The sequence below is a fragment of the Ignavibacteriota bacterium genome (assembly GCA_016708125.1).
Taxonomy (GTDB): Bacteria; Bacteroidota; Ignavibacteria; order Ignavibacteriales; family Melioribacteraceae.
In genome coordinates, this window is sequence record JADJGF010000001.1 from 1,166,273 (window position 1) to 1,190,042 (window position 23,770).

Here is a 23,770-nt window from a genome sequence, read left to right on the forward strand (position 1 = left end):
CAAAAGAATAATATTATAATTTCTTTGCAGTTATTTAATTTCTTATTATTTTGACAAACAAATTACTATTTAAAAACACATTTTAATCATCTTAAAAAGGGGAATTATTCATGAAAAAAACAGTTCTAATTTTAGCTCTTTTATCTTTTTTTGTAATTACAATTAATGCACAAGAAGGTAAAATGCACGTTGGCGGACAAGTTGGTATTTCTCTTCCTATGGGAGATTTTGGCGATGCTGCAAATATGGGTTTTGGATTTTTAGGTAATTTCTATTATGGAATTAACCAAAATATCGATTTAACCGGATCTGTTGGTTATACTTCTTGGGGAACAGATGCTGATGGAGCTTCATTTAGTAATGTTCCAATTGTTGTTGGAGGAAGATATTATTTCCAAAGATCAAGTTTAACACCTTATGCAACTGCTGAATTAGGAGTTAACAATTTAAGTTTCACATACGATAGCGAATTTTTTGGGGAATATTCAGCAACAAGTTCTGATTTTGGATTGGGAATTGGCGGCGGATTCTTATATGCTTTAGGAAATATGGATCTTGATGTAAACGCAAAAATTAATATTATCAGCGATTCAAATAATTTAACAGTTTTTGCGGGATTAAGATTCCCAATTAACTAATAAATACTTTTTAATTCTTGGAGAAAATATGAAAAAAATAGCAGTCCTTTTGTTAAGTTTAACATTATTATCAAGCGTTAGTTTTGCACAATTTGAAGTTGGAAAATCCCACGCCGGTCCATCATTAAGTATTGGTTTTGGCGGATGGGGGATGGGTTTTGGCGCTGATTATGAATACGGAATGAGTTTAAAAGAAATCGGTGTTGATGCTCCAGGTACATTAGGCGTTGGCGGTATTTTCAGATATTATAATTGGAGTGAAGATTTCTTCTATGGTGAATGGAGCTACACGGATATTATTATTGGAGCTCAAGCTAACTATCATTTTAAATTGGAAAATAGTAAAATCGATCCTTGGTTAGGCGTTGTATTAGGATTTGATATTGATTCTTATTCTTATGATAGCAAAGTAGGATACGATGATTATGATTATAATACTTCTTCAGGCGGCGGATTATTTTTTAACGGTAATGCTGGTGTAAGATATTGGTTTTCACCAAATATGGCTGCAAGAGCTGGTTTTGGTTTTGGAAATTTAGTTAGCTCATTAATTATCGGCGTTGATTTTAAATTCTAATATAACTTTTCAAACTTTATTTGATGCGGTTAGTTTTAAAAATTAACCGCATTTTTTTTGCTTCTTTTAAACAACAATTTATTAAATTCTTACCATCTAATTATAAAAACTTACTAAATAATAAATACAACTCTATTTTATCAACAAACTCAATGTTCTTTTTATTGGGAGGAATTTAAATGAAAAAAATATTAACAATTTTTATTGCGTTTTTTATGTTCTCCAACTTTTCATTTGCGCAAATGAGCAATATGGCAGTTGGGTTAAATGGAACTTTATCAATTCCAATTGGAGATTTTAATGATGTAGCCAAAATGGGTTACGGTGTTGCCGGATCATTCTTTTATGATCTTTCCGATTATTTCCAATTTACCGGAACTTTGGGATATATTTCTTGGGGCGGCGATAAAATTGAAATTGGAAATACAACTTTGGAAGCTACTGAACCCGCTACTTCAATTCCAATTTTAGTTGGAGCAAGATATTATTTGGATGATAAAGAATTGAATCCTTATATCAGCGGTGAATTAGGATTACATGTTTTTACTGTTGCCGGTACAAAATCTGAAATAGATGGAATTGAAACTGATAAAGTTAAAGGTGATACAAATCCTTATTTTGGTTTTGGACTTGGCGGCGGTTTTGTTTATGAATTAAGCAACGATATAAAAGTTGATGGCAATTTACAATACAATATTATAAATGCTGAAGAAGCCATTGGTCATTTTGCTTTAGAAATTGGTTTTATAGTTGGTATATGATTTTAAACATGTAGAGACGCAATATATTGCGTCTCTACAACATAATTTTATTTTATCAATAACATTTTTCTTGTTTCGGTAAATTTATCCGTTTCCAATCTATAAAAATAAATTCCGCTGGATAAATTTATTGCATTAAAACTAACTTGATATTTTCCGGCAGATTTTGTTCCATTAATTAAATTTGCAATTTCTTTTCCCAATGCGTCAAATATTTTTAATGTAACATTTGATTTTTGCGGTAAAGAAAATTCTATTTGTGTAGATGGATTAAATGGATTCGGATAATTTTGTGCTAAATTATATTCAGTTGGAATTGTTGAAGTTTGTATTACATCAACCAAATAATCAATTGGAATTGTAAAATTTCCGCCATTTGTGCTAATGCTAACTTGACCCGTATAATTTCCAACATTTAAATTTTGTGCATTAAGCGTTAATGTAATTGTCTGCGAAGAATTTGGCTGAATTGATCCGCTTGAAGGATTTACAGTTACCAAATCTGTATTAGTGCCTGTCCCTAAAGTTCCAAAAGGTCTAATTAAAAAAGCACCGTTTTCAAAACCGGAAATGGAATTAATATTTACAAATGTTTGATTATCTTCATTATAATAATAACTATTATTTGTGCTAACTCCGTCATAATCAGTGCCGGCGGGATAAAAAATATCATTATCGCTTGAGATTAAAATGTAAAAAGATTCTCCATCGTTAAACGAAATTGTAGGAGTTAAATTAATTTTATACCACATTCCAGCAGAAGAAAGAGAAAGATCAAGTTCACCAAAATCCAAAGTATTAAAATCTCCGTCTAAAATTTCGAGATATATTGGATTTGTACTAACTCCTTCTGTTCTCATATAAAATTCGAATGAATCCATTTCAAAATTATATCCGGAAAGTGTAAATTTATTCATCCAAGTAAATTTTGCGCTTCCTCCAAATCCATCATCACCAAATCCTATAAATGAATCCGAACTTGCATCTCCGTCATCAAGATATAAATAATCGTCTCCTAAAATTGTGTTTGGTTTTTCAAAACTTGAATTTGGATTTATTATTGATTTCACATTGCTGTTAGTCGATTCGGAAAATTTAAAATCTCTATCAAATCTATTGGATAATTTATTTTTTAAATTTCCCTTTTCTAAATTGTAAACATTGGAATTTTGTTTGCTTAAAGATCCGCCAAAACTTCCGCTAACAGAAACATTGAAATTTAATACTGATTCACCTGTATTACTTAAGACAAAACTTGTATTTCCTGTAGAACCCGGATTAGACTGCAAAGTTAAATTACTTACGTTTACAGAAGCAACTGCAGCACCGCCTACTTCGGCACTTGCAACAAATATACCTCTTCCGTGAGTTCCCGCTACAATTCTTCCATCTGATCTTCTTGCGGAAAGATAATTTACAATTACGTTTCCAATTGTTTTTGAGCCTTCAAGAATCCAATTTGTACTATTTCCATTCAAAGTATTTGTTGAATAAATTCCTGTGCTCGTGGCAACGAAATACATAGTTCCGCTTTGAGTCGGCAAAACACTTCCCGCTCTAATCGATGGTCCCGGATTATTTGCATCACCGGTTAAATTTCCTTCAACGGCAGTAAAGTTTTGTCCGCCATCAGATGAATGAAAAATTCCAACAATATTATAGTTTGACATTACAACAATTATTTCATCGGCATCATCCGGATTTATTGCAATATTGTGAATATATGAATTTTCCGAAGCTCCGGGAATTGATAATTCTACAGCTCCGGAAGTTGATGTATTTGCATTATCCAGTTTATATATTTTTGGCGCTTGCGGAGTTTGTGAAATATTTGAAGCGGCATAATATAATCTGTGCTGAGGATTACTTTCCGAAATTGATAATGTTGAAATAATATAACCTTCTGCAACACTAAGATTTGTAAGTTCACTCCAACCCTGAGTAATTCCTTGTTCAAACGATTGGTTTACCGGCAAAGTGCTTAATTCACTATTTCTCCAAAGTGAACTTCCCGCCGGATACAGCATAATATTTTCTTCATTTGGATCAACAACATACGGATTTATAAACGATTGGTTTAGTGCACTTTGCGGTGTAATATTGCTCCATCCATTACTTCTTGATGGATTTCCATTTGCATCATAATTTACTCTTAAAACCGCACCGTTTTGTGCAGAAGTGTAGCAAAAATTATTTGCAAAATAAGCAAAACTTCCGTCACCGCTGCTTACATCTTCAGATTCTGAAGTTGATGTTCCGTTAAAAGTAAAAAACGGACTTCCATTATCCTGGGTTCCGCCCATAATTCTATTATCGCCAGCATCGTTTGGCTGAGTAACCATATAAAATTGTGTAACGTTGTAGCCGTTGTTTTTATCTTCCCAAGGAAATACATCTGCATAATTTGTTTGGGTAATATCAGATGTATAAGACAAACCGCCGTCATGTCCCCACCACATTGCTTTTGGGTTTGTTGGATTAAAAGCGAATGTGTGAATATCCGAATGAAAATTTGGATATTGGAAATGAAATAAATGGTATCCGCCAATCCAATCTAATTTAACATCATCCGGTTTTGTTGCAAAACCATCGGTTGATCTAAACAAACTTGTTCCGCCGATTAATACAAAATTTTCGTTATCCGGTTTTACTGCAACTACCATATTGTAATTATTTTGTGTGTGGATAAAATCTTCAAAATCATTTCCGAAGTTTGGCATATTTGCAGATCTATCTTCTGAACTTCCTGTAGAAACATTTATTTTATGAAATCTTACATCGTCATACTTTTCATCAATTGAAGCTCCGGTGTACGTCATTACATAACAAGTGTTTGCATTTGAAGGAGCCAAAGTAATTATACTTCTTAAATGTGTTTCCGGAAATGTAGCTGGCGTAATATTTGTCCAATTTGCACCATCATTTGTCGATTTATAAACACCTGGATTATTTGCTGGTGTGGTTCCGGAAAATGACGAAGAAATTACAGCCACAAGAGTTCCATTACTTGCTACATCAATATCTGCATAAATATGATTATTACTTCCACCTAATGCTAATCCGAAAGTATTTCCGCCATCTGTAGATTTTAAGATTCCAAAAGCGTGTGAAGCAATAAATACTGTTCCGGTTGTTGGACTAACAATTATTTTAGAAACGTAATCATAAGGTGTATTAAATACAGTTGGATTTGTATCTTTTGCATTGGGTAATAAATTCCAAGTTTCTCCGTTATCTTCTGATTTATAAATTCCGCCGCCGGTAAAATATGAAGTAAATCCTAAATCTTGTCCGGAGCCATTAAATTCACCGCTCGAATAATACCAAGTATTAGTTTTTCCGGATCTTGTATCTTGCGCTAATGAAGTAACACTTAAAATGTGAGAAGTGGAACTTTTCAGATTCCAAGTTGCGCCGTTATCTGTAGATTTCCAAATTCCTCCGGAAACACCTCCGGCAATAATTGTATTAGAGTTTGCAATATCAATTGCTAAAGCACGAGTTCTTCCGCCAACATCATTTGGTCCGGCTTCTTTCCAAATTAATTCATTTACATCATTATTTTTTTGCAGACTTTTATTTCTAATTTCAAGATCATTTGCAAATTTTAATTCACGCTGTCTTATATTTTGCGGAATTTTATTTGTTGCCGGATCACGTAAAATCATATTAAAATATTCTTCTCTGCCTTTTTTGGCTTTAATTCCGGATTTTGGCGAAGAAGTTGATCTTAATCGTTGAATTGAATTTTTTTTCAAATATGTTTTTTCAGCAGAAAAAAATGTAAATACCGAAAAGAACAAAATTGCTAAAGAAATATATTGTAAAAATTTTCGCATATTTTCCCCCTAATAGTTATTCTGATATTTTAATTATTCTCCATTTTGTAACATTTTCTTCTCCCATTCCACCCGGTAAAGTTGCAATTGTAATTAAAAGTTCTTCATTATTTACTTTTGCACTATCTAATTTTTCTTTATGAAAATCTTTAATTTCCAATTCCAATTCAGAATTTGCAGAAATAGGTTTTGTGGAAGATCCATATTTTTTAACAGAATTTACTTTAATAACACAAAAAGACTTTTTCTCTTTTTCATAAATATCTGTAACAATGCATTTTACTTCTGCGGTTCCGGGCGCGGGTGAAATAATATTGTTTTTTTTCGCCATTGAAATTTCTTCTTCTTTTAATTCATTTTGAGTTGTACAGCAATTTGTGAGTGTAAAAAGAATTGACATTGCAACTAAGCTTTTTAGGATTTTTGTTGAAAGCATTAATTTCTCCGTTTTATCGAAAATTATTTGATTATAATTTTGACTTGTTTAATAAAGGATTGAATGTCTAAATATAATTATCGATTTTAATTTATAAAAATAAAATCAATAATATTGTGATAAAACTCTAATTAATATTTATAAATCATGAAAATATTTTAAAAACAATGAGCCCTCGGAAAAAGAGGACTCATTAACTACGGTGGAGGGAAACTTAAATTTTTAGTTTACCCTTTATCTAACTGTAAAGTTAGAATTAACGCTAAATGTTTGATTATTACTTGCCAATGTTCCTTCAAATTGAAATGTCCACTGTTGACCGTTTTCAACTCCAACATATTCTTGCAGTAAAACTGCTTCATTTGCATTGTACACTGTTGCTCCATCCCCTTGTAGAACATCTGTAAATTGTTGCGCCGGAAGACTTACTGTCACTTTTGTAATTTTTACCGAAACACTTGGTGCGGCGGTAAAGTAAATTCCCCCTTGTTCTCCTTGAGAAGTTCCTATTGTAAAAGTTACACTTCCAGTTCCACCGCCGCCAATTCCGCCAATACCACCTCCGGTTGGATTTGTAATTCCGGCACTGTCATCACAAGATGTTATTGCTAAAAATAAGATTGGCAAAAAATATATAATTATTTTTTTCATATTAATTCCCTATTATTTTATGATTTAAAGACCAAATTTTACCGAAACTCCCATTTTAAGACTTAAAGTACTATTACTTACTCCCGGGAAATTGTATGTGTTTGTTAACGGAACATAAACTATAAAATCTGTTCCCAAAGCAATCGTTGGTGAAACCTTAAAATTATAACCGGTACCGACAGCTATATCAAATTTTACGGATTTTGTATCAAAATTTACCGGCTGAACTACGGGAGCTTGTCCCGTTACAACTTGACTTGTTTCGCCGCTTGAGCTTAATTTTATTGCAATTGATGGTCCGCCAACAAGATAAAATCCACTGAATTCTGCTTTGAACATTGGATCAATTGATAAATATGAAAGTGATAAAGATTGCTCAACCGTAGTTGTCTGAATCGTTTGAGAATTTGAGAAATTCTTCATATCAAACAATGTGAGATTTGTTAAAAGACCAATACTATTTGTGAACGACATATCTATTGCCGCTCCAATTCCAACTCCAATTCCGTTATAGGATCCGGTTAATCCGTTTTGATTGTAAATATTCAGATTTCCGGTTATTCTTGGTCCAATTTTTACATTTTGCGCAAGTGAAATTGTTGAAGCAATAAAAAAGATTAAAAGAATTTGTTTGGTTAATAATTTTTGCATTTTTTCCTCCGTTTGTAGTTTTGTTTATGAGAGTTTTAATCAATGAATTTTTTCTCTCATATCTACATGCGTAAAAGGAGGACAAAACAGCTCATTAAATTTGGAAAAAAGTGAAGACGTGTAAACGTAAAGAAGTAAAAACGTTGAGAAGTAGAAATGTTAAAACGTTACAAAAATAAATTTGTAATTTCGATTCCGATGATTTTTATCGGAAGAGAAATCTCATATTTATCATTCCAATATTCCAACCTTTCGAGATTTGAGGAAAAATTAAAAACCTCGAAGGTTTGGTTATTAACAAAATAACTTGATTCAATTCAAATTATTTAATTAGTTTAAACATAAAATCAAGAAGATTATATGAAGCTTAAACCTCAAGTTTTTGCGACAGTCTTTTCTGTTATTCTAATTCCAACTTCTATAAACGCACAAACATACGGAAACATAAAAGCACAACTAGTGGAAAAAGGAACAACACACGCACTAAACGACCAAGAAGTAAAAATATACTACAACGGAAACACAATCCCAACAACAGAAAAAACAAACAAAGACGGAACACTAGACATTACAACAGGAATAGAAGAAGAAACAGAAACAAACAACACAAACAAAATAACATACACATACAACAACGAAGGAATAACAATAAACAAAAACGGAAAACTAACAATATACACCATGGGACTAGGAGAAAAAGTACTAGAAACAAAAATAGAAGAAAACAAAACAACAAACATAGGACAACTAACATCAACAAACTACACGACAAGAATAGAAATAGACGGGCAAAACTACACAAACAAAATAACAATAATAGACGGAATAATAGCAGGAATAGGAAAACTAGAACAAGAAATAAAAAACACAAAAACAAAACTATTCAAAACAAACAACGAAACAACAATAGACAGCATAATAATAAACAGCCCACAAATAGCAGGAATACCACAAGTAAAAGACACAACAATAATAGACGGAAAAACATACCCAGACATCACAGACCTAGGACTAATAGAACTAGAAGGAAAAAATGTGATCAAAGGATACATATACGACCTAGAAACAAACGAACCAGCAGACAACGGAAAAGTATTTCTAAAATCAACACCAACAAAAACATATGATTTGAATAACGGATGGTTCGAATTCACAACAACACAAAACAACACAGACACAATAAAAATAACAATGCCAGAATACTACAACATAACACACCCAATAAACATACAAATGGGAACAACAAACGTATACGGAATAAACGACAACCAAGGACTATTCAACATAAAAATACAAACAGACAACAACGCAATATTCACATATCTAGAAGACGGAATATGGAAATACGAAACAAGAAAAAACGACTACATGGAATATCTACAAGACATAACAGACGTAAGACACACAGGATACGAAAAACACCAAGAATACAACTTCACAAAAGCAAGATTCAAAGAAAATCCCGTGAAAGTATGGATAAATAGAGCAGACGCGCCGAACGAAGAATACTCAAACACAACGTTAGACGGAATAATGGGACTAGAAAACAACAACATAAAATTCGAAGAAACAACAGACAAAACAAACGCACAACTAAGAATAGTAGACTATAACAACCCAAATCTAGGAAACGGAGTACAAGTAATATATGATTTTGACGAACAAGGACCATACCTAAAACAGTGGGACATAAGCCTAAACAAAAACTTACCGCTCGATCAACTTAAATTCGTAACATCACACGAAGCAATAAGATCACTATTTGTAAGCACATACCCGACAAGCCCATTCATATCAGACGTAATGTACAGTAGTCCTTTAGCATATATGGAATTCGCAATCGATGGCGCACTATGCAGTGAAAAAGAAAAAACAACAACAGAGTGGATATACAAGGCACCAAGAAACACAAAATGGCTAGAATACTCAAAGTAAAAACGTAGAAACGTAAAGACGAGGAGACGAAAAAAGTAAAAAGTGAAGAAAAGAATTCAGAATCCGTTTCCGTCAGCTGACGGATAACGGAAGAAGTAAATAGTTTAAAAATAGTGGGACATGAATAAAATGAAAAGATTTGTAATGATAATATTTTTTACAACAGCATTAATAATAAACGCACAGACAACCGGAATGTTAAACGGAAAGATAGTTGAAATAGTAACTGAGAGAGGATTAAAAGGACAAGAGGTTAAGATATATTATAATGGTAAAACAGAACCAACACAAGTAACCACAAATAATGAAGGGATGTTTGATATAATTACCGGAATTGAAGAAAGTAAAAAAGAAACAGCAGAAAATAAAATAACATTTAATTATGAAAACAATAAACTAAGAATTAACACAGAAAGCAAACTAACAATATTTGATATACTTGGAAGGAAAGTAAAAAGTACAGAATTAAAAGCAGAAGAACCGATAACAATAAATAATTTATCATCGGGAAAATATATATTAAAAGTAACGACAGAAAACAAAGAAGAATATGTAAATGAGATATCAGTAATTGAAGGAAAGATAAACGGAATAAAATGGTTAGAGCAGAAAAGAAAACATAAAATTATAGAATTGAGAAAAGAAAATAAATTAACAGAAGACGGAACAACAATAGACAGCATAATAATAAACAGCCCAAGAGTAAAAGGAATACCACAAGCAAAAGACACAACAATAATAGACGGAAAAACATACACAGACATCACAGACCTAGGAACAATAGAACTAGAAGGAAAAAATATAATCAAAGGATACATATACGACCTAGAAACAAACGAACCAGCAGACAACGGAAAAGCATTCTTAAGTTCAACACCAACAAAAACATATGATTTGAATAACGGATGGTACGAATTCACAACAACACAAAACAACACAGACACAATAAAAATAACAATGCCAAACTACTACAACATAACACACCCAATAAAAATACAAATGGGAACAACAGAAGTCTACGGAATAAACGACAACCAAGGAATACTAAACCTAAAAATACAAACAGACAACAACGCAATAAGACCAATATGGCACGAAGACACACAAACATGGGAATACCACAAAGAAAGCAACGACTACATGGAATACCTACAAGACATAACAGAAATACGAAACACAGGATACGAAAACCACCAAGAATACAACTTCACAAAAACAAGATTCAAAGAAAACCCAATAAAAGTATGGATAAACAGAGCAGACGCGCCAAACGAAGAATACTCGAACGCGACATTAAACGGAATACTAGGACTAGAAAACAACGACATAAAATTCGAAGAAACAACAGATAAAACAAACGCACAACTAAGAATAGTAGACTACAAAAACCCCAACCTAGGAAACGGAGTACAAATAATATATGACTTCGATGAACAAGGACCATACCTAAAACAATGGGACATAAGCCTAAATAGAAACTTAACGCCAGATCAAATTAAATATGTAACAGGACACGAAGCAATAAGATCACTATTTACAAGCACAGGATTAACAAGCCCATTCGCATCGGACGTAATGTATGGCCGACCATTAACATATATGGATTTTGCAATAGACGGTGCACTATGCAGTGAAAAAGAAAAAACAACAACAGAATGGATATATAACGCACCAAGAAACACAAAATGGCTAGAATATTCAAAGTAAAAACGAAGAAACGTAAAGACGTGGAGACGGAAAAAGTAATTCAGTAGTAATTAGGTGGTAATTCAGTGGAAACGGAAAACAGAGACATGAATCGGGAAAAATTGAAAGATTGCAAAATTCCAAGATTAATTGAGATGTCTCATATAAAACATTAAAGGTTACAAAATTTCGTCATTCCAATAATTCAAACCCCCGAGTTTTATGTAAACTTTAGAGACCTCGGAGGTTTTTATTAAACTGAAGAGAAATCTCATAAATTAATTCTGAGATCTCTCAATCTCCGTTAGCTAACGGATCACTCTTTCGAGATTGACAAATCTTGTCATTCCGGTTGCTGTCCGTTAGCCAACGGATTATCGAAGCATACCGGAATCCCAAAAACAAAATTATTTGACAAGAGATCACTAAATTAATTTGCAGAAGTTTTAGTAAGGTTTTTATAAAAATTTAATTTTTCAACATTTTTTGTTTCATCATAAAATTTTATCACATAATCTAACATTCTTTTTGTGTTGAAATTTTTAGAACCTTTTATCTCTTTTATTTTTTCGTATCCGTTTAAAAGAAGTTTTTCAGATTCCTTATATCTTTTCTGAAGTAAATAAATAACTCCAAGTTCCGCACTTGCCGAAATTATATTTACATGATCCGGCGAATAATTTTTGTAATATATTTTTAATGCTTTCTGAATATAATCTTCAGCTTCATTTAATTTATTAAATTCTATTAAATTTTTTCCGTACCAAAAAAAAGTTAATCCAAGCCAAATATGATTTTCATTAATTGAAGTTTTATAATTTTTTAATGAACTAATTAAATTTTTGTTTGCAGAATCATACATTTTCATAGTGTATTCCAAAGCGCCTAAATTCATATAAGCAAATCCAACCATTGAATGATTTTCGCCCCATGTAATTTTTTTTAACTCAAGAGATTTTGTGAAATTTTCATGCGCTGATTTAAAATCATCTTCAGCAATAAAAATATAAGCAAGGTTGTTATAAATTGTAGAAACTTCGGGTCTTATATTGCCAAAAAGTTCTATATATAACTCAAGCGATTTTTGATAATATATTTTTGCGGAATCAAGCTCGCTTGTTGCTTCAAATGACAAAGCTAAATTATTTGCAATGCTTGCAGCGTCTCTGTCTTTTTCTCCAAAATTAATTAATACAATTTTATATGCTTCTTTAAGTAATTCTAAAGATTCATTATATCTATCTTGCTGCTGCTTTATTATTGCAAAATCATTTATTGCACTTGATAAAGATCGAGGTGGTGTTTCCGAATTACTTCTTAAAATTTTTACAGAAATTTTATACAAAGAATCGGCATAATTTAAATCACCAAGCCAATCATAAAGCAAAGCTAATTCATGTAAACTTTCTCCGGCTTGATAACTTTCATTTCCATAAACTTTTTGATTTAACATTAATGATTTTTCAAGATGACGTTTTGCTTTTTCAAACTCGCCGAGATTTGTTAAAGTTTTTCCCAAAGTTTTACGAACAGCAGCTTCAATTCCGGGCTGATCCTTAAATCCAATTTCAACTTCTTTTGATGCTTTTTGAAGAACATCGTAAACTTTTACGTCTTTTCCAATTTCAGTCGGATCTGCAGAAGAAATCATTTCCTGTAAAAATTTATTTACACTTTCTGATTTTATTGCTTCAAGTTTTGCATTATCTCTTTCTTTTGCTGCAATATTTGCTTGATAAATTATTGCGGCAATGCTTGATAAAATTATTATGTTGAATAAAATAAATAGCGCAGCACCAACTTTATGTCTTTTAACAAATTTTGTAAATCGATAAAAGTAAGTATCTTTTCTTGCGCTTACCGGCAAGCCTTTTAAATATCTTTCTAAATCATTAATCAATCCTTGAACCGATGAATATCTTTGCGATGAATCTTTGTGCATTGCTTTTAAAATTATATTATCCAAATCACCTTTTAATAATTTTGATCTTTTATTTGATTCAACATTTTTTTCAATTTTTTCATTTGCAATATTTTTTTCATTTTGATTTGTATTTTTTTTTACAATTTCACTTGGTTTTAAAATATTAGTTTCATCAATAGATTTGTTAATTGAGAGCGGAGAAAAGTTTAAAAATGTATACGGCTGGCTTCCGGAAACTAATTCGTAAAGTAAAATTCCCAACGAATAAACATCGCTTCCGGTTGTAATATTTTCTCCCTTTATTTGTTCGGGACTCGCATACTCCGGAGTTAAATGCCACATTTTTGTTTGTGTTAATTTTACATTTTCAACTTCAACAGATTCATCAAGCAGTTTTGCAATTCCAAAATCCAAAAGTTTTGGAATACTTTGTTCAGTTACTAAAATATTTCCGGGTTTTAAATCTCTATGAACAATTAAATTTTGATGTGCAAAATGAACTGCGCCGCAAACAGTTTTAAACAATTCTAAAATTTGATTAACATTAAAATTATTTTTCTTACAAAAATCCGTAATTGGAATTCCCTCAATAAATTCCATAATTAAATACGGAAGTCCATCGGAAGTTTTTCCGCCATCAAAAAGTTTTGCAATATTTGGATGCTGAAGATTTGCAAGAATTTGTCTTTCGTTTTCAAAACGTTTAACTAAATATTTTGTTGATAAACCTTGCTTTAAAATTTTGATTGCAACTTTTTGATCAAATTCTTTGTCGTCTCTTCGACCAATAAAAACAATACCCATACCGCCATAACCAATTTCACTTTCAATTAAATATGGACCAATATGTTTTCCAATTAATGGATGAATTTCGTTTTCGCTGGTTAAAAATATTTGATTATAATTTGATGCAATTTCAAGAAAATCATCAGTTTTTTCATACGAAGCAAGTAAAGATTTTACTTCATCTACAAATTCTTTTTGATCATCCGAAAGATTTTTAAAATAATTTTCTCTTTCGGATTTATCAAGTTCAAGTGCTTTTTGAAAAATTGATTTCAATATTTCGTTAAATGAATTATCCAAATTTTCCCGAGTTAATTTTGATTTGCTTAATTGATTTCGCGGTAAAGCCAAGCTTTCGCAAATTGCCAATCGCGTTTAACAGTTGCTAAAGAAATATTTAACATATCCGCAGTTTCTTCCAAAGATAAACCGGAAAAAAATCTTAACTCAACAATTTTACAAGATCGCTCTTCTAATTTTTCTAATTTATTTAATGCTTCATTAAGATTTAAAATTTGCTCTTCCGAATCTGCCAAAACAAAATTAAGATCATCCAAAGATAATTGAGTTTTACCAAGCCCTCTTTTTTCAGATTTCTTCTTTCGCGCATAATCCACTAATATTTGTCGCATTGATTTTGCAGCAATTCCATAAAAATGCGCTCTACTTTCCCATGATAAATTTTGATCACCAATTAATTTTATATAAGCTTCGTGCACCAATTCCGTGGTTTGCAATGTGTGTTTTTTGTATTCATCACGCAAATATTTTGACGAAATTTTTCTAAGTTCACCATATACAATTGGTAAAATATTATTGAGCGCAAAATTATCTCCGGCTGTTGCTGAGTTTAAAAGTTGGGTTATATTTTGCGATTTGCTGTTCATTAAAAATAAGTCTTGTTGTCTTTTTATAAGATAAATAAATATTCATCAATTTTGCAACTGTTCAAATCACAATGAAAAATAAATTAATTTTTATTGATGAAGTTGAATTACGTAGGTATTAAATATTTTTGGAAATTTGGTTGATCAGAAATATTCTATAATCATTGCTAAAAGAATAAACTATTTCTTATCTATGATGATTTATTTTGTTTCAAATCCTCGGCATTGCTCATAACTTCATTTAAAAATTGAAGATTATCCGACTGAGAATTTGAAATAATAATTTTCAAAACAGCGGTTAGCGGAACGGATAAAAACATTCCGGCAATTCCCCAAATGTATCCCCAAATTAATAAGGATAACAAAATTACAAGCGGATTTAACCCAAGTTTATTTCCTAAAAATTTTGGTTCCATAATATTGCCTATTAAATTTTCGGCAAATGAAATTATTCCCCCAACCAATAATGTGTACCCAATAGATTCATATTGAATTAAAGTCATAAGAGCTGGTAAAATAACGGAAACAATTGCCCCAATATTTGGAATAAAATTTAAGAAAAATGAAAGCACTGCCCAGACTACTAAAAAGTCGATATCAAAAATCCAAAGTATAATTCCTATAACAATACTTTTTAATAAACTAAGTAAAAACTTTGCCGCAATATATCTTTGAATTTGTTCAGTAATATCCCTAAAAGCTTTTTCAATTGTTTGCTCTCGATGCGTTCTAACTTCATCTAACTTTTTCTGATATTCAGCTTTTTCAATTTCTTCATCATCGAGAATTAAATTTTTCTTTATTATTTTTTTCGAAACATGAGACTGAACTTTTAGATATCTATTTTTAATTGCGTTGATTAAATGTAAATGACTGCTGTTTACAAAAATGAAAAAGAACAACACAAAAAACACTGCAGAAAAAATTGAAATTGTGGAAGAAAAAAATCCGCTTGCCATTCCGCTGTAATCCAAATCGCTTAATATTTTGGAAATATCAAATTCTAAAAAAAACTTATCGGCTATTCCAAAATTTGCAGCAGAAGTTTTGACGATATTGTTTAATCTTTCTTCATACTGCGGAAGTTCTTCACCCAAACGGCTGAACGAATCAATAATAAAAGTTGAAAGAGCCCAGAAAAATCCAATTATTATAAGTAAGTCTAAAAATGTTGTTAAAGATTTAGGAATTTTACGTTTTATCAAAAAATCATTCAACGGCTCAAAAACAAAAACTAAAAGGTATGCAATTGTTAGTGGTATAAAAATATCTTGAAGTTCTTTAAGAACTCCTAATAAAACAACTAACCCAATAAATACAATAAAAAATTTTACTGCAGGATCTACTAATTGCTTTTTCATTTATATAATTTATTTATAATTTAGATTAAAATTAACTATAAAATAATTCATTTTTAAAATTTAGATAGGAATTGGTGAACAAAATGAAAAAATATTTTTATGTGCTGATAATTTTCTCAACATTGATTTTAGGATGTAAGGAAAAAGAAAATATTGCTGTAAAGGAAGCGTCAACACATCCGGAGTGGAGCTACAATGCTTCAATTTATGAAGTTAATATTCGTCAATTTACAAATGAGGGAACTTTTAAATCATTTATGAATCATCTTCCAGAATTGAAAAAACTTGGAGTTGATATTTTGTGGCTTATGCCAATTCATCCAATTGGTGAAAAAAACAGAAAAGGAACTTTAGGAAGTTATTATTCAGTTAAAGATTATAAAGGCATAAATCCAAATTTTGGAAATGAAAAAGATTTTAAAGTTTTGGTTGATAGCATTCATGCTTTGGGAATGTATGTAATAATCGATTGGGTTGCAAACCACACTTCTTGGGATCACAATTGGACAATTACAAATCCCGAATTTTACAATAAAGATTCTATTGGAAATTTCATTCCGCCCGTTTCAGATTGGAGCGATGTAATTGATCTAAATTTTGACAATAAAAATCTTAGAATTGCAATGTTAGATGCATTAAAATTTTGGATTAAAGAATTCAATATTGATGGCTACCGATGCGATGTTGCAGAAATGGTTCCGTTGGATTTTTGGAAAAATGCGCGACAAGAATTAGATAAAATTAAACCCGTTTTTATGCTTGCTGAAGGAGAAAATCCAGAACTGCATAAAAATGGTTTTGATATGACTTACAATTGGCGGTTGAAAGACATTATGAACAATTATGCAAAAGGCGGAATTTCAGTTGACAGCATTAAAAATTTATTTTTAAAAAACGCAAGAGATTTTAATGAAAATGATTTCAGAATGAATTTCACTTCTAACCATGATGAAAATACTTGGGCGGGAACTGAGTTTGAAAGACTCGGAAATCTATATGAACCTTTTGCAATTTTAGCGTTAACAGCAAAAGGAATGCCTTTAATTTATAATGGTCAAGAAGCCGGAATGAATAAAAGATTGGAATTTTTTGAAAAGGATTTAATTCCTTGGCAAGAATTTAAAATGAGAGATATTTATTCAAAAATTTTAACTGAGAAAAAAACTAATAAATCAATGTGGAATGGCGAAAAAGGTGGAAATGTAAATTTTATTGATTTAAAAAATGAAAATGTACTTTCATACTTAAGAGAAAAAGATGATGATAAAATTTTGGTGATTTTAAATTTATCTAACACTGATCAAGAAATTTCTGTAAATGACAAAAATTGTATCGGAAGTTTTAAAAATGTGATTTCTGAAAATTCTATGAATATTGAATTGGGCAATAATATTAAGCTTAAAGCTTATGAATATTTGGTTTTGGCGAAATAACGTCAAACGTCAAATGTGAAACGAAAAAAAATTAATGTAAGGAATGAAAATTTTCATTCCTTACTAATTAAAATATAATTCGTATGGTCTTTGTAATTCTTCACTAAATTCTGCAATACTAATATTTCTTGATTTGCGAATAAATTCTTTTCCATCTAAAAAAACTAAAATTGTTGGAACCGCAAAAATTCTATTTTGTGCGGAAACTTCTTTAAGAAATTCGCAATCAACATAAGCCATTTTAATTTTGGGAAATTTATCATTTAGTAATTCTTGAACTTTTGGTTTCAAAACTTTGCAAACATTACATTGCGGCGTACTGAAATAAATTAACGCAGCTTCACTATTTTTAATAAATTCTTCAAACTCTACTTGTGATTTTATGTCAATCATAATTTTCATTTAATTAAATACAAAAACCGCAACTTAAAAGTTGCGGTTACAAAATTAAATATTTTTGAAACAAAAAATTAATCTACAAAAGGAATTTTTAATTCTTGTCCAACTTTTATTAAATCCGGATTTTTTAACTGATCTTTATTTGCTTCAAAAATTTTCATGTATTTATTTGCTTCATCAAAATAAACTTTTGCCATTTTGCTTAAAGAATCGCCGCTCACAACTTTATGAATGTGGTAATAATCTTTTGCTTCAACTTTAATATCGGCTTTTAGATCAGCTGGTGATTGTCCGCCGACTTCTTTTATTTTATCCCAAATTGTATTTTTTTCATATTGAGTGTGAACTGTTCCGGAAATTTTTAAACTTCCAAGAGCTTCTTCTACCTTTGCTTCTTTCATATTTAATTTGTTGCAAAGATCAAGTACCGGACCATATTTCATTGTAAGTGCCATTTTTTCTCCTTTTCTTTTAAGTTTATTGATATTTAAATTTAACAAAAAATAATAATGATTTTATTTCCAAATGTATAAATAATCATTAATAAATTGTTGAAATTTTATTGGTTCTTTATTTAATATTTTCTGAATATCATCTGTAACAAAATCAATTTCATCATTTTTAATATGACTGCAAAGCTGCAACGTCCCTTTTATTGTTCCACTTGGCCAATTTGCCGATTGAAGTAATTTTTCAAATACATCTTCAGAAATATTTTTATATTTTATTTCCTTACCAAGTGCTTCAGAAAAAAGATAAGAAACAACGTGTAAATTTAAAGCTTGTTTTCCGGTTAAGCTGTAAGTATTATTTTTTAATTTATCATCCAATAAAGCTTGAACGGCAACATCCGCAACATCTCTAACATCAACAAAACTTACTTTTGCACTGTCTGTTGGAATTGAAATTTCTTCTTCGGAAACAATAAAATCCCTAAATATTTCATTAAAGTTTTGCATATAAACATTTGGGTGAATAAAAACAAAAGGAATTTTACTTTTCATTATGTGATCTTCAATCAATTTCATCGGTTTATCTAATTCGCTTTCAATGCTGATAGCAGAAATGTTAACTATTAATTCTACACCATTTTGAATTGCGGAATCTATTGCATTCATAACATTATCTTGAATTCCAAAATATGAAGGCGGAGAAACCAAAAGTAATTTCTGTACATTTTCAAAAGTTGAAGAAAAAGTTTCACTATTGAAATAATCAAATTTTACAAACTCTGTATTTTTCAAATTCATCTTCTGAGCTTTTTCCGGATCACGAACCGCAATTTTCACTGGTAAATTTTTATCAATTAATTTGTGTGCAACTTCTAATCCTATTGAACCGCTTGCGCCAATTATTAAAATTTTGTCTTTCATTTTCTCCTCCGATTTTTGAATATTTCTAAAATTTGAAATTATTTTTCTAAGACCTAAACAGAGGAAGTGAATTTATAGAATGCAGAAAAGTCTTTTATATTTTTAAATATAACTAAGTTTATTTTAAAATCAAGAAAATTTACAATGCGCAATTTTGTGTTTTGTAAAATTTAGATATTCAATTTTTATATCTTATAGTACATTAATAATTTCTTATGATATTTTATAAATGGAATCATTTTTTTTCATTGCTGTAATTATTGGTTTTATATTAATTTTTATAGGTTTCGTTGGTTGTGTAATTCCGGGTTTACCGGGACCACCATTGGCTTATTTGGCATTGCTTACATTAAAATTTGCCGATACTTCAACATTCAACGCAACATTTTTAGTTATTATGGCAATTCTAAATATTGCAGTTTATTTTTTAGATTATTTACTACCCTTTATGGGAGCAAAAAGTTTTAAAGCTTCAAGAAAGGGAATTATATTTTCTATAATTGGAATGATAATAGGAATGTTTTTCTTCCCGCCATTTGGAATGATGCTTGGTTTATTATTCGGTGCAATTATTGGAGAATTACTCGCCGGAAAAGCAAAAACCGAAGCTATAAAAATTGGAATTGTTTCATTTGCGTTTAGCATTTTTGCAATAATAATTAAAATTATTTTAACGGGAATTATGGCATTTTATTTTACGAAAGCAGTTTTTCAAAATTTAGCTTGAGACAAATATTTATGAAAAAATATATACTACTTTTCCTCATTTTAATTCTTTTTGGATGCGGAGAATCTGAAGAATTAAAAATTAATAAAAATTCAATTATGGATGATTTAGGAAAATCTTTTGAAGTAAATACTAAAATAAACAAAATTGTTTCACTTGCGCCAAATTTAACCGAACTTCTTTTTTCATTAAATGTTGGAAAAAAAATTGTCGGAAATACAAAATATTGCAACTTTCCGGATTCCGCAAAAAGTATTGAAAAGGTCGGCGATTTATTAACGGTCGATGTTGAAAAAATAATTTCCCTAAAGCCGGATATAATTTTTATAACTGTTGAAGGAAATTCCAAATATGATTATGATAAATTAAAACAACTTGGATTAAAAGTTTTTGTTTCAAATCCTAAAAATTATAGAGGAATTAAAAAAACTCTTTCCGATATGAGCAAAATTCTTGGAAAAGAAAAAGTTGGAGATTCACTAATAATAAATTGGGATTTAAGAATTGAAAAAGTTAAAAAAACTCACGATGTAATTTTTGCTCAAACTGTACTTTTTTTAGTTTCTACAAATCCGATTTTTACTGTTGGTAAAAATTCTTTTATAAATGAAATTTTAACTTTTGCCGGATTAAAAAATATTGCATCAGATAATGATATAAAGTATCCATTGTATAACCGTGAAGAAATTGTGAAAAGAGACCCGGATTATATTTTGCTATATGAAACCAATACAAATAAAATTGATGAACTTTTACATGCTTATCCCGAGTGGAATACTTTAAAATCCGTAATTAATAAAAGAATTTTTTATGTAAATGCAGATTTATTTTCCCGTCCGGGACCGCGTTTTGTTGATGCAGTTGAAAATTTGAATAAATTGGTTTTAGAAAATTAATTTAGTTTAATATGCCATCTTTTTAAAATTCACCTTTCATTTATGTTGCTGCTGTCGTCGACCACTCGATGACAGTTGTAAATTACGCCACTGTTTGGACGGTGGCAGCAGAGAAAAGCATAATAATATTTATTGGAATAATAATTCACTTCGGTTCCCAAGCAGAACCCCCGCAAGGAATTTCATCTTCGGTTGGATGTTCATCTAACTTCAAACATAAAATTGCGGTTTCATCAAAATGTTTACAGCTTGAGCAAAGTGTATTTGTAATTATTTTTTCATTCTTTTCTTTAAAAATATTAAACTGAATTACTGCCGGATGAATTATAACTCCATAAATTGAAATTGATACAATTGCCCACCAAAATTTGTATTCAATAAAATCCAAAACAAGCCACAGAAATGGAAGTAAAATTGCAGTTCTAATAATTCCCCAATAAATTATTGCGCCCATTTTAAATTTTCTATCATATAAAACTTGTTAAATTGATTTTAGACTTATATTAAGTTAATTTTAATATTCTTTTTTAGCAATTGAAACTATAATTTGTTTAGAATTTTTTTAAGAGGTCTTTTTGAATAACGAAGAAATTAAAGGTAATTCTGAAAACAAAAATTCAGATTCTGTTAATCCAAATCCAGTAAAATCTGAAAATACAGAAAAACCAATTGAGCGAGAAAAAAAACAATTTCCGGATAAGAAACCCAAAAGAACTTTTCAGCCAAGAAGACATTATTATAATAAAAACAAACAAATTGAAAAAACAACTTCAAATGTTGTTACAACTAAATTTCAAAAAATTTCTATTCTAATTCCTCTTTTTAATGAAGAAGAATCCTTATCTAAATTAACAAAAGAAATTAGCGAGCAATTTGAAAAACTCTCTACAAATTATGAAATTCTTTTTGTTGATGACGGCAGCAGCGATAATTCATTGAACGTAATAAAAAATTTAGCCAAGACAAATAACAGAATTAAATATATAAGTTTTAGAAAAAATTATGGAAAATCCGCTGCGTTAAGCGTTGGTTTCCAAAATGTTTCCGGCGATGCAATTATTACAATGGATGCCGATCTTCAAGACGATCCGGGTGAAATTCCAAATTTAATTGCAGAATTGGAAAAAGGTTATGATTTAGTTTCCGGCTGGAAGAAAAAACGTCACGATCCGTTTATTAAAAAGTTTTCCTCTCGTTTTTTTAATTATGTAACTAAAGTGATGACGGGAATTAAAATTCATGATTTTAATTGCGGATTAAAAGCATACAGAAAAGACGTTGTGAAAGATGTTGATGTTCACGGAGAATTGCATAGATACATTCCCGTTTTAGCAGATTGGAAAGGTTATAAAGTTTCGGAAATTCCGGTTAAACATCATCCAAGAAGATACGGCAAAACTAAGTTTGGTGTTTCCAGATTTTTTAAAGGATTTATTGATTTGGTAACCGTAATTTTTACAACTAGATATATCCGCCGTCCACTTCACTTTTTTGGTTTGCTCGGATTAATTTCTTTTATTGCCGGATTTGTAATTGACGGCTATTTATCAATCTTGTGGTTTCTGCATAAAGTTAATTTAAGCAACCGTCCAATTTTATATTTGGGAACACTTTTAATTATTGTTGGCGTGCAGTTTTTCTCACTTGGATTAATTGGAGAAATGCTTGTTCACAATAATAGAAAAGAAGATGATTACGGAATAAAAGAGAAAAAATAATTTTAAAATATTCTTGAAAAATTTTAGGTAAAAATGAAATATCATTTAATATCCGGTGCTTGTGGATTTGTTGGAAAAAATTTTGTTAAACATTTTTTGAAAAATACAAATGATACAATTATTACAGTTGATGATTTATCGATCGGAACGCATCCATCAACTTGGCTTGAAGATAATACATCAAAAAAAATAAGTGATGTAGAAATATTTGGGAAAGATGAAAGATTAGTTTTTTTCAAAATGGATTTTAGAAATTTTCTGAAAAAATTATTAGAGAATCCTAATTTTTTTATTGAAAACTATAATTTGAATTTCACAAAATTTAATGATGTTTTTCACTTTGCTGCAATTGTTGGCGGAAGAGCAAAAATTGACGGTGATCCGCTTGCCGTTGCATTGGATTTAGCAATTGACGCTGAATTTTTTCATTGGGTAACTAAAGCAAAACCGGAAAGAGTTCTTTATCCAAGCTCAAGCGCAGCTTATCCAAACTCATTACAAAAAGAAGAAACCGCAGTTGCTTTAAAAGAAACCGATGTAAATATAAATGGTGATGTTTTAGGTAAGCCGGATATGACTTACGGCTGGACGAAAATGACCGGAGAATATTTAGCTCACTTAGCCGCAAAACATTATGGAATTTCTGTTGTTTGTATTCGTCCGTTTTCTGGCTATGGAGAAGATCAAGATTTGTCTTATCCCGTTCCAGCAATTGCGGCGCGTGCTGCAAAAAAAGAAAATCCATTTGAAGTTTGGGGAAGCGGAAAACAAGGTAGGGATTTTGTTCATATTGATGATGTTGTTGAATGCACACTTTTAGCAATGGATAAAATTCATGATGGTTCTGCTATAAATATTGGTTCCGGAAAACTTACAACATTCATCGATTTGATAAATGTATTTGCAAAATTTGCTGATTACAATCCCACAATAAAACCTTTGATTGACAAACCGGTTGGTGTTCACTCGCGTTATTGCAATATGGATTATGTAAAAGAAAAACTCGGTTGGGAACCAAAAATTTCTTTGGCAGAAGGAATGAAAAGAGTTTATAATAAAGCTCTTGAGCAAAATGTATAAAATGTTTATTTG

The 23,770-nt window shown here is 30.5% G+C and carries 21 protein-coding genes; 10 read left to right on the forward strand and 11 right to left on the reverse strand.

The features are described from left to right. The first annotated feature begins 110 nt into the window (after positions 1-110). From IPH62_05335 to IPH62_05345, 3 genes are all read left to right on the forward strand, one after another. Entirely contained in the window at positions 111-638 is a 528-nt protein-coding gene (locus IPH62_05335; protein MBK7104687.1) for a hypothetical protein, read from the forward strand. 28 nt (positions 639-666) lie between these two features. Then, a complete protein-coding gene (locus IPH62_05340) occupies positions 667-1,215 on the forward strand; it encodes a hypothetical protein (GenBank protein MBK7104688.1) in 549 nt (182 codons plus the stop codon). A gap of 179 nt (positions 1,216-1,394) precedes the next feature. Further along, positions 1,395-1,976 (forward strand): outer membrane beta-barrel protein, encoded by a 582-nt coding sequence (locus tag IPH62_05345; GenBank protein ID MBK7104689.1) that lies wholly within the window; start codon positions 1,395-1,397, stop codon positions 1,974-1,976. A 47-nt stretch (positions 1,977-2,023) separates the two neighbouring features. Here the strand turns inward: IPH62_05345 and IPH62_05350 are convergent, their stop codons facing one another. The 4 genes from IPH62_05350 to IPH62_05365 form a co-directional block, all read right to left on the reverse strand. Then, positions 2,024-5,815: a T9SS type A sorting domain-containing protein gene (locus tag IPH62_05350; protein MBK7104690.1), complete on the reverse strand. Its 3,792-nt coding sequence runs from the start codon at positions 5,813-5,815 to the stop codon at positions 2,024-2,026. Positions 5,816-5,831: 16 nt separating this feature from the next. Continuing rightward, positions 5,832-6,251, reverse strand: a complete 420-nt coding sequence (locus IPH62_05355) for a hypothetical protein (GenBank protein ID MBK7104691.1) — start codon at positions 6,249-6,251, stop codon at positions 5,832-5,834. A 234-nt stretch (positions 6,252-6,485) separates the two neighbouring features. Further along, complete coding sequence (locus IPH62_05360; GenBank protein ID MBK7104692.1) at positions 6,486-6,902, reverse strand: hypothetical protein; 417 nt, start codon at positions 6,900-6,902, stop codon at positions 6,486-6,488. Positions 6,903-6,926: 24 nt separating this feature from the next. Then, positions 6,927-7,553, reverse strand: coding sequence for an outer membrane beta-barrel protein (locus IPH62_05365; protein ID MBK7104693.1), 627 nt, complete (start codon positions 7,551-7,553; stop codon positions 6,927-6,929). A gap of 360 nt (positions 7,554-7,913) precedes the next feature. Here IPH62_05365 and IPH62_05370 point away from each other — a divergent pair, with 360 nt between their 5' ends. After that, entirely contained in the window at positions 7,914-9,488 is a 1,575-nt protein-coding gene (locus tag IPH62_05370; protein MBK7104694.1) for a hypothetical protein, read from the forward strand. A 129-nt stretch (positions 9,489-9,617) separates the two neighbouring features. Beyond that, positions 9,618-11,195 (forward strand): T9SS type A sorting domain-containing protein, encoded by a 1,578-nt coding sequence (locus IPH62_05375; GenBank protein ID MBK7104695.1) that lies wholly within the window; start codon positions 9,618-9,620, stop codon positions 11,193-11,195. 409 nt (positions 11,196-11,604) lie between these two features. Here IPH62_05375 and IPH62_05380 read toward each other — a convergent pair whose 3' ends face one another. The 3 genes from IPH62_05380 to IPH62_05390 form a co-directional block, all read right to left on the reverse strand. Then, a complete protein-coding gene (locus IPH62_05380) occupies positions 11,605-14,235 on the reverse strand; it encodes a serine/threonine protein kinase (protein MBK7104696.1) in 2,631 nt (876 codons plus the stop codon). Continuing rightward, on the reverse strand, positions 14,211-14,771 hold the full coding sequence (locus IPH62_05385; GenBank protein ID MBK7104697.1) for a sigma-70 family RNA polymerase sigma factor: 561 nt from the start codon (positions 14,769-14,771) through the stop codon (positions 14,211-14,213). The genes IPH62_05380 and IPH62_05385 overlap by 25 nt, the downstream gene beginning before the upstream one ends. A 191-nt stretch (positions 14,772-14,962) precedes the next feature. Further along, positions 14,963-16,132, reverse strand: a complete 1,170-nt coding sequence (locus IPH62_05390) for an AI-2E family transporter (GenBank protein MBK7104698.1) — start codon at positions 16,130-16,132, stop codon at positions 14,963-14,965. A gap of 83 nt (positions 16,133-16,215) precedes the next feature. On the opposite strand from IPH62_05390, the gene IPH62_05395 reads away from it, so the two are divergent. Next, a complete protein-coding gene (locus tag IPH62_05395) occupies positions 16,216-17,565 on the forward strand; it encodes an alpha-glucosidase C-terminal domain-containing protein (protein MBK7104699.1) in 1,350 nt (449 codons plus the stop codon). Between the two features lie 63 nt (positions 17,566-17,628). Here IPH62_05395 and IPH62_05400 read toward each other — a convergent pair whose 3' ends face one another. From IPH62_05400 to IPH62_05410, 3 genes are all read right to left on the reverse strand, one after another. Then, complete coding sequence (locus IPH62_05400) at positions 17,629-17,958, reverse strand: thioredoxin family protein (GenBank protein ID MBK7104700.1); 330 nt, start codon at positions 17,956-17,958, stop codon at positions 17,629-17,631. A 77-nt stretch (positions 17,959-18,035) separates the two neighbouring features. Further along, positions 18,036-18,419: a LysM peptidoglycan-binding domain-containing protein gene (locus IPH62_05405; protein MBK7104701.1), complete on the reverse strand. Its 384-nt coding sequence runs from the start codon at positions 18,417-18,419 to the stop codon at positions 18,036-18,038. A 60-nt stretch (positions 18,420-18,479) separates the two neighbouring features. Then, positions 18,480-19,337, reverse strand: a complete 858-nt coding sequence (locus IPH62_05410; GenBank protein ID MBK7104702.1) for an NmrA family NAD(P)-binding protein — start codon at positions 19,335-19,337, stop codon at positions 18,480-18,482. A 229-nt stretch (positions 19,338-19,566) separates the two neighbouring features. Here IPH62_05410 and IPH62_05415 point away from each other — a divergent pair, with 229 nt between their 5' ends. Together IPH62_05415 and IPH62_05420 are read left to right on the forward strand one after the other, a co-directional pair. Beyond that, positions 19,567-20,064: a DUF456 domain-containing protein gene (locus IPH62_05415; GenBank protein MBK7104703.1), complete on the forward strand. Its 498-nt coding sequence runs from the start codon at positions 19,567-19,569 to the stop codon at positions 20,062-20,064. Between the two features lie 11 nt (positions 20,065-20,075). Then, positions 20,076-20,960, forward strand: coding sequence for a cobalamin-binding protein (locus IPH62_05420; GenBank protein ID MBK7104704.1), 885 nt, complete (start codon positions 20,076-20,078; stop codon positions 20,958-20,960). A gap of 145 nt (positions 20,961-21,105) precedes the next feature. Here the strand turns inward: IPH62_05420 and IPH62_05425 are convergent, their stop codons facing one another. Then, a complete protein-coding gene (locus IPH62_05425) occupies positions 21,106-21,414 on the reverse strand; it encodes a hypothetical protein (protein MBK7104705.1) in 309 nt (102 codons plus the stop codon). Between the two features lie 214 nt (positions 21,415-21,628). On the opposite strand from IPH62_05425, the gene IPH62_05430 reads away from it, so the two are divergent. Continuing rightward, positions 21,629-22,678 carry a glycosyltransferase family 2 protein gene (locus tag IPH62_05430; GenBank protein MBK7104706.1) on the forward strand — a complete coding sequence of 350 codons (1,050 nt, stop codon included), beginning with the start codon at positions 21,629-21,631 and terminating at the stop codon, positions 22,676-22,678. 33 nt (positions 22,679-22,711) lie between these two features. Then, positions 22,712-23,758 carry an NAD-dependent epimerase/dehydratase family protein gene (locus IPH62_05435; protein ID MBK7104707.1) on the forward strand — a complete coding sequence of 349 codons (1,047 nt, stop codon included), beginning with the start codon at positions 22,712-22,714 and terminating at the stop codon, positions 23,756-23,758. Positions 23,759-23,770 lie beyond the last annotated feature (12 nt).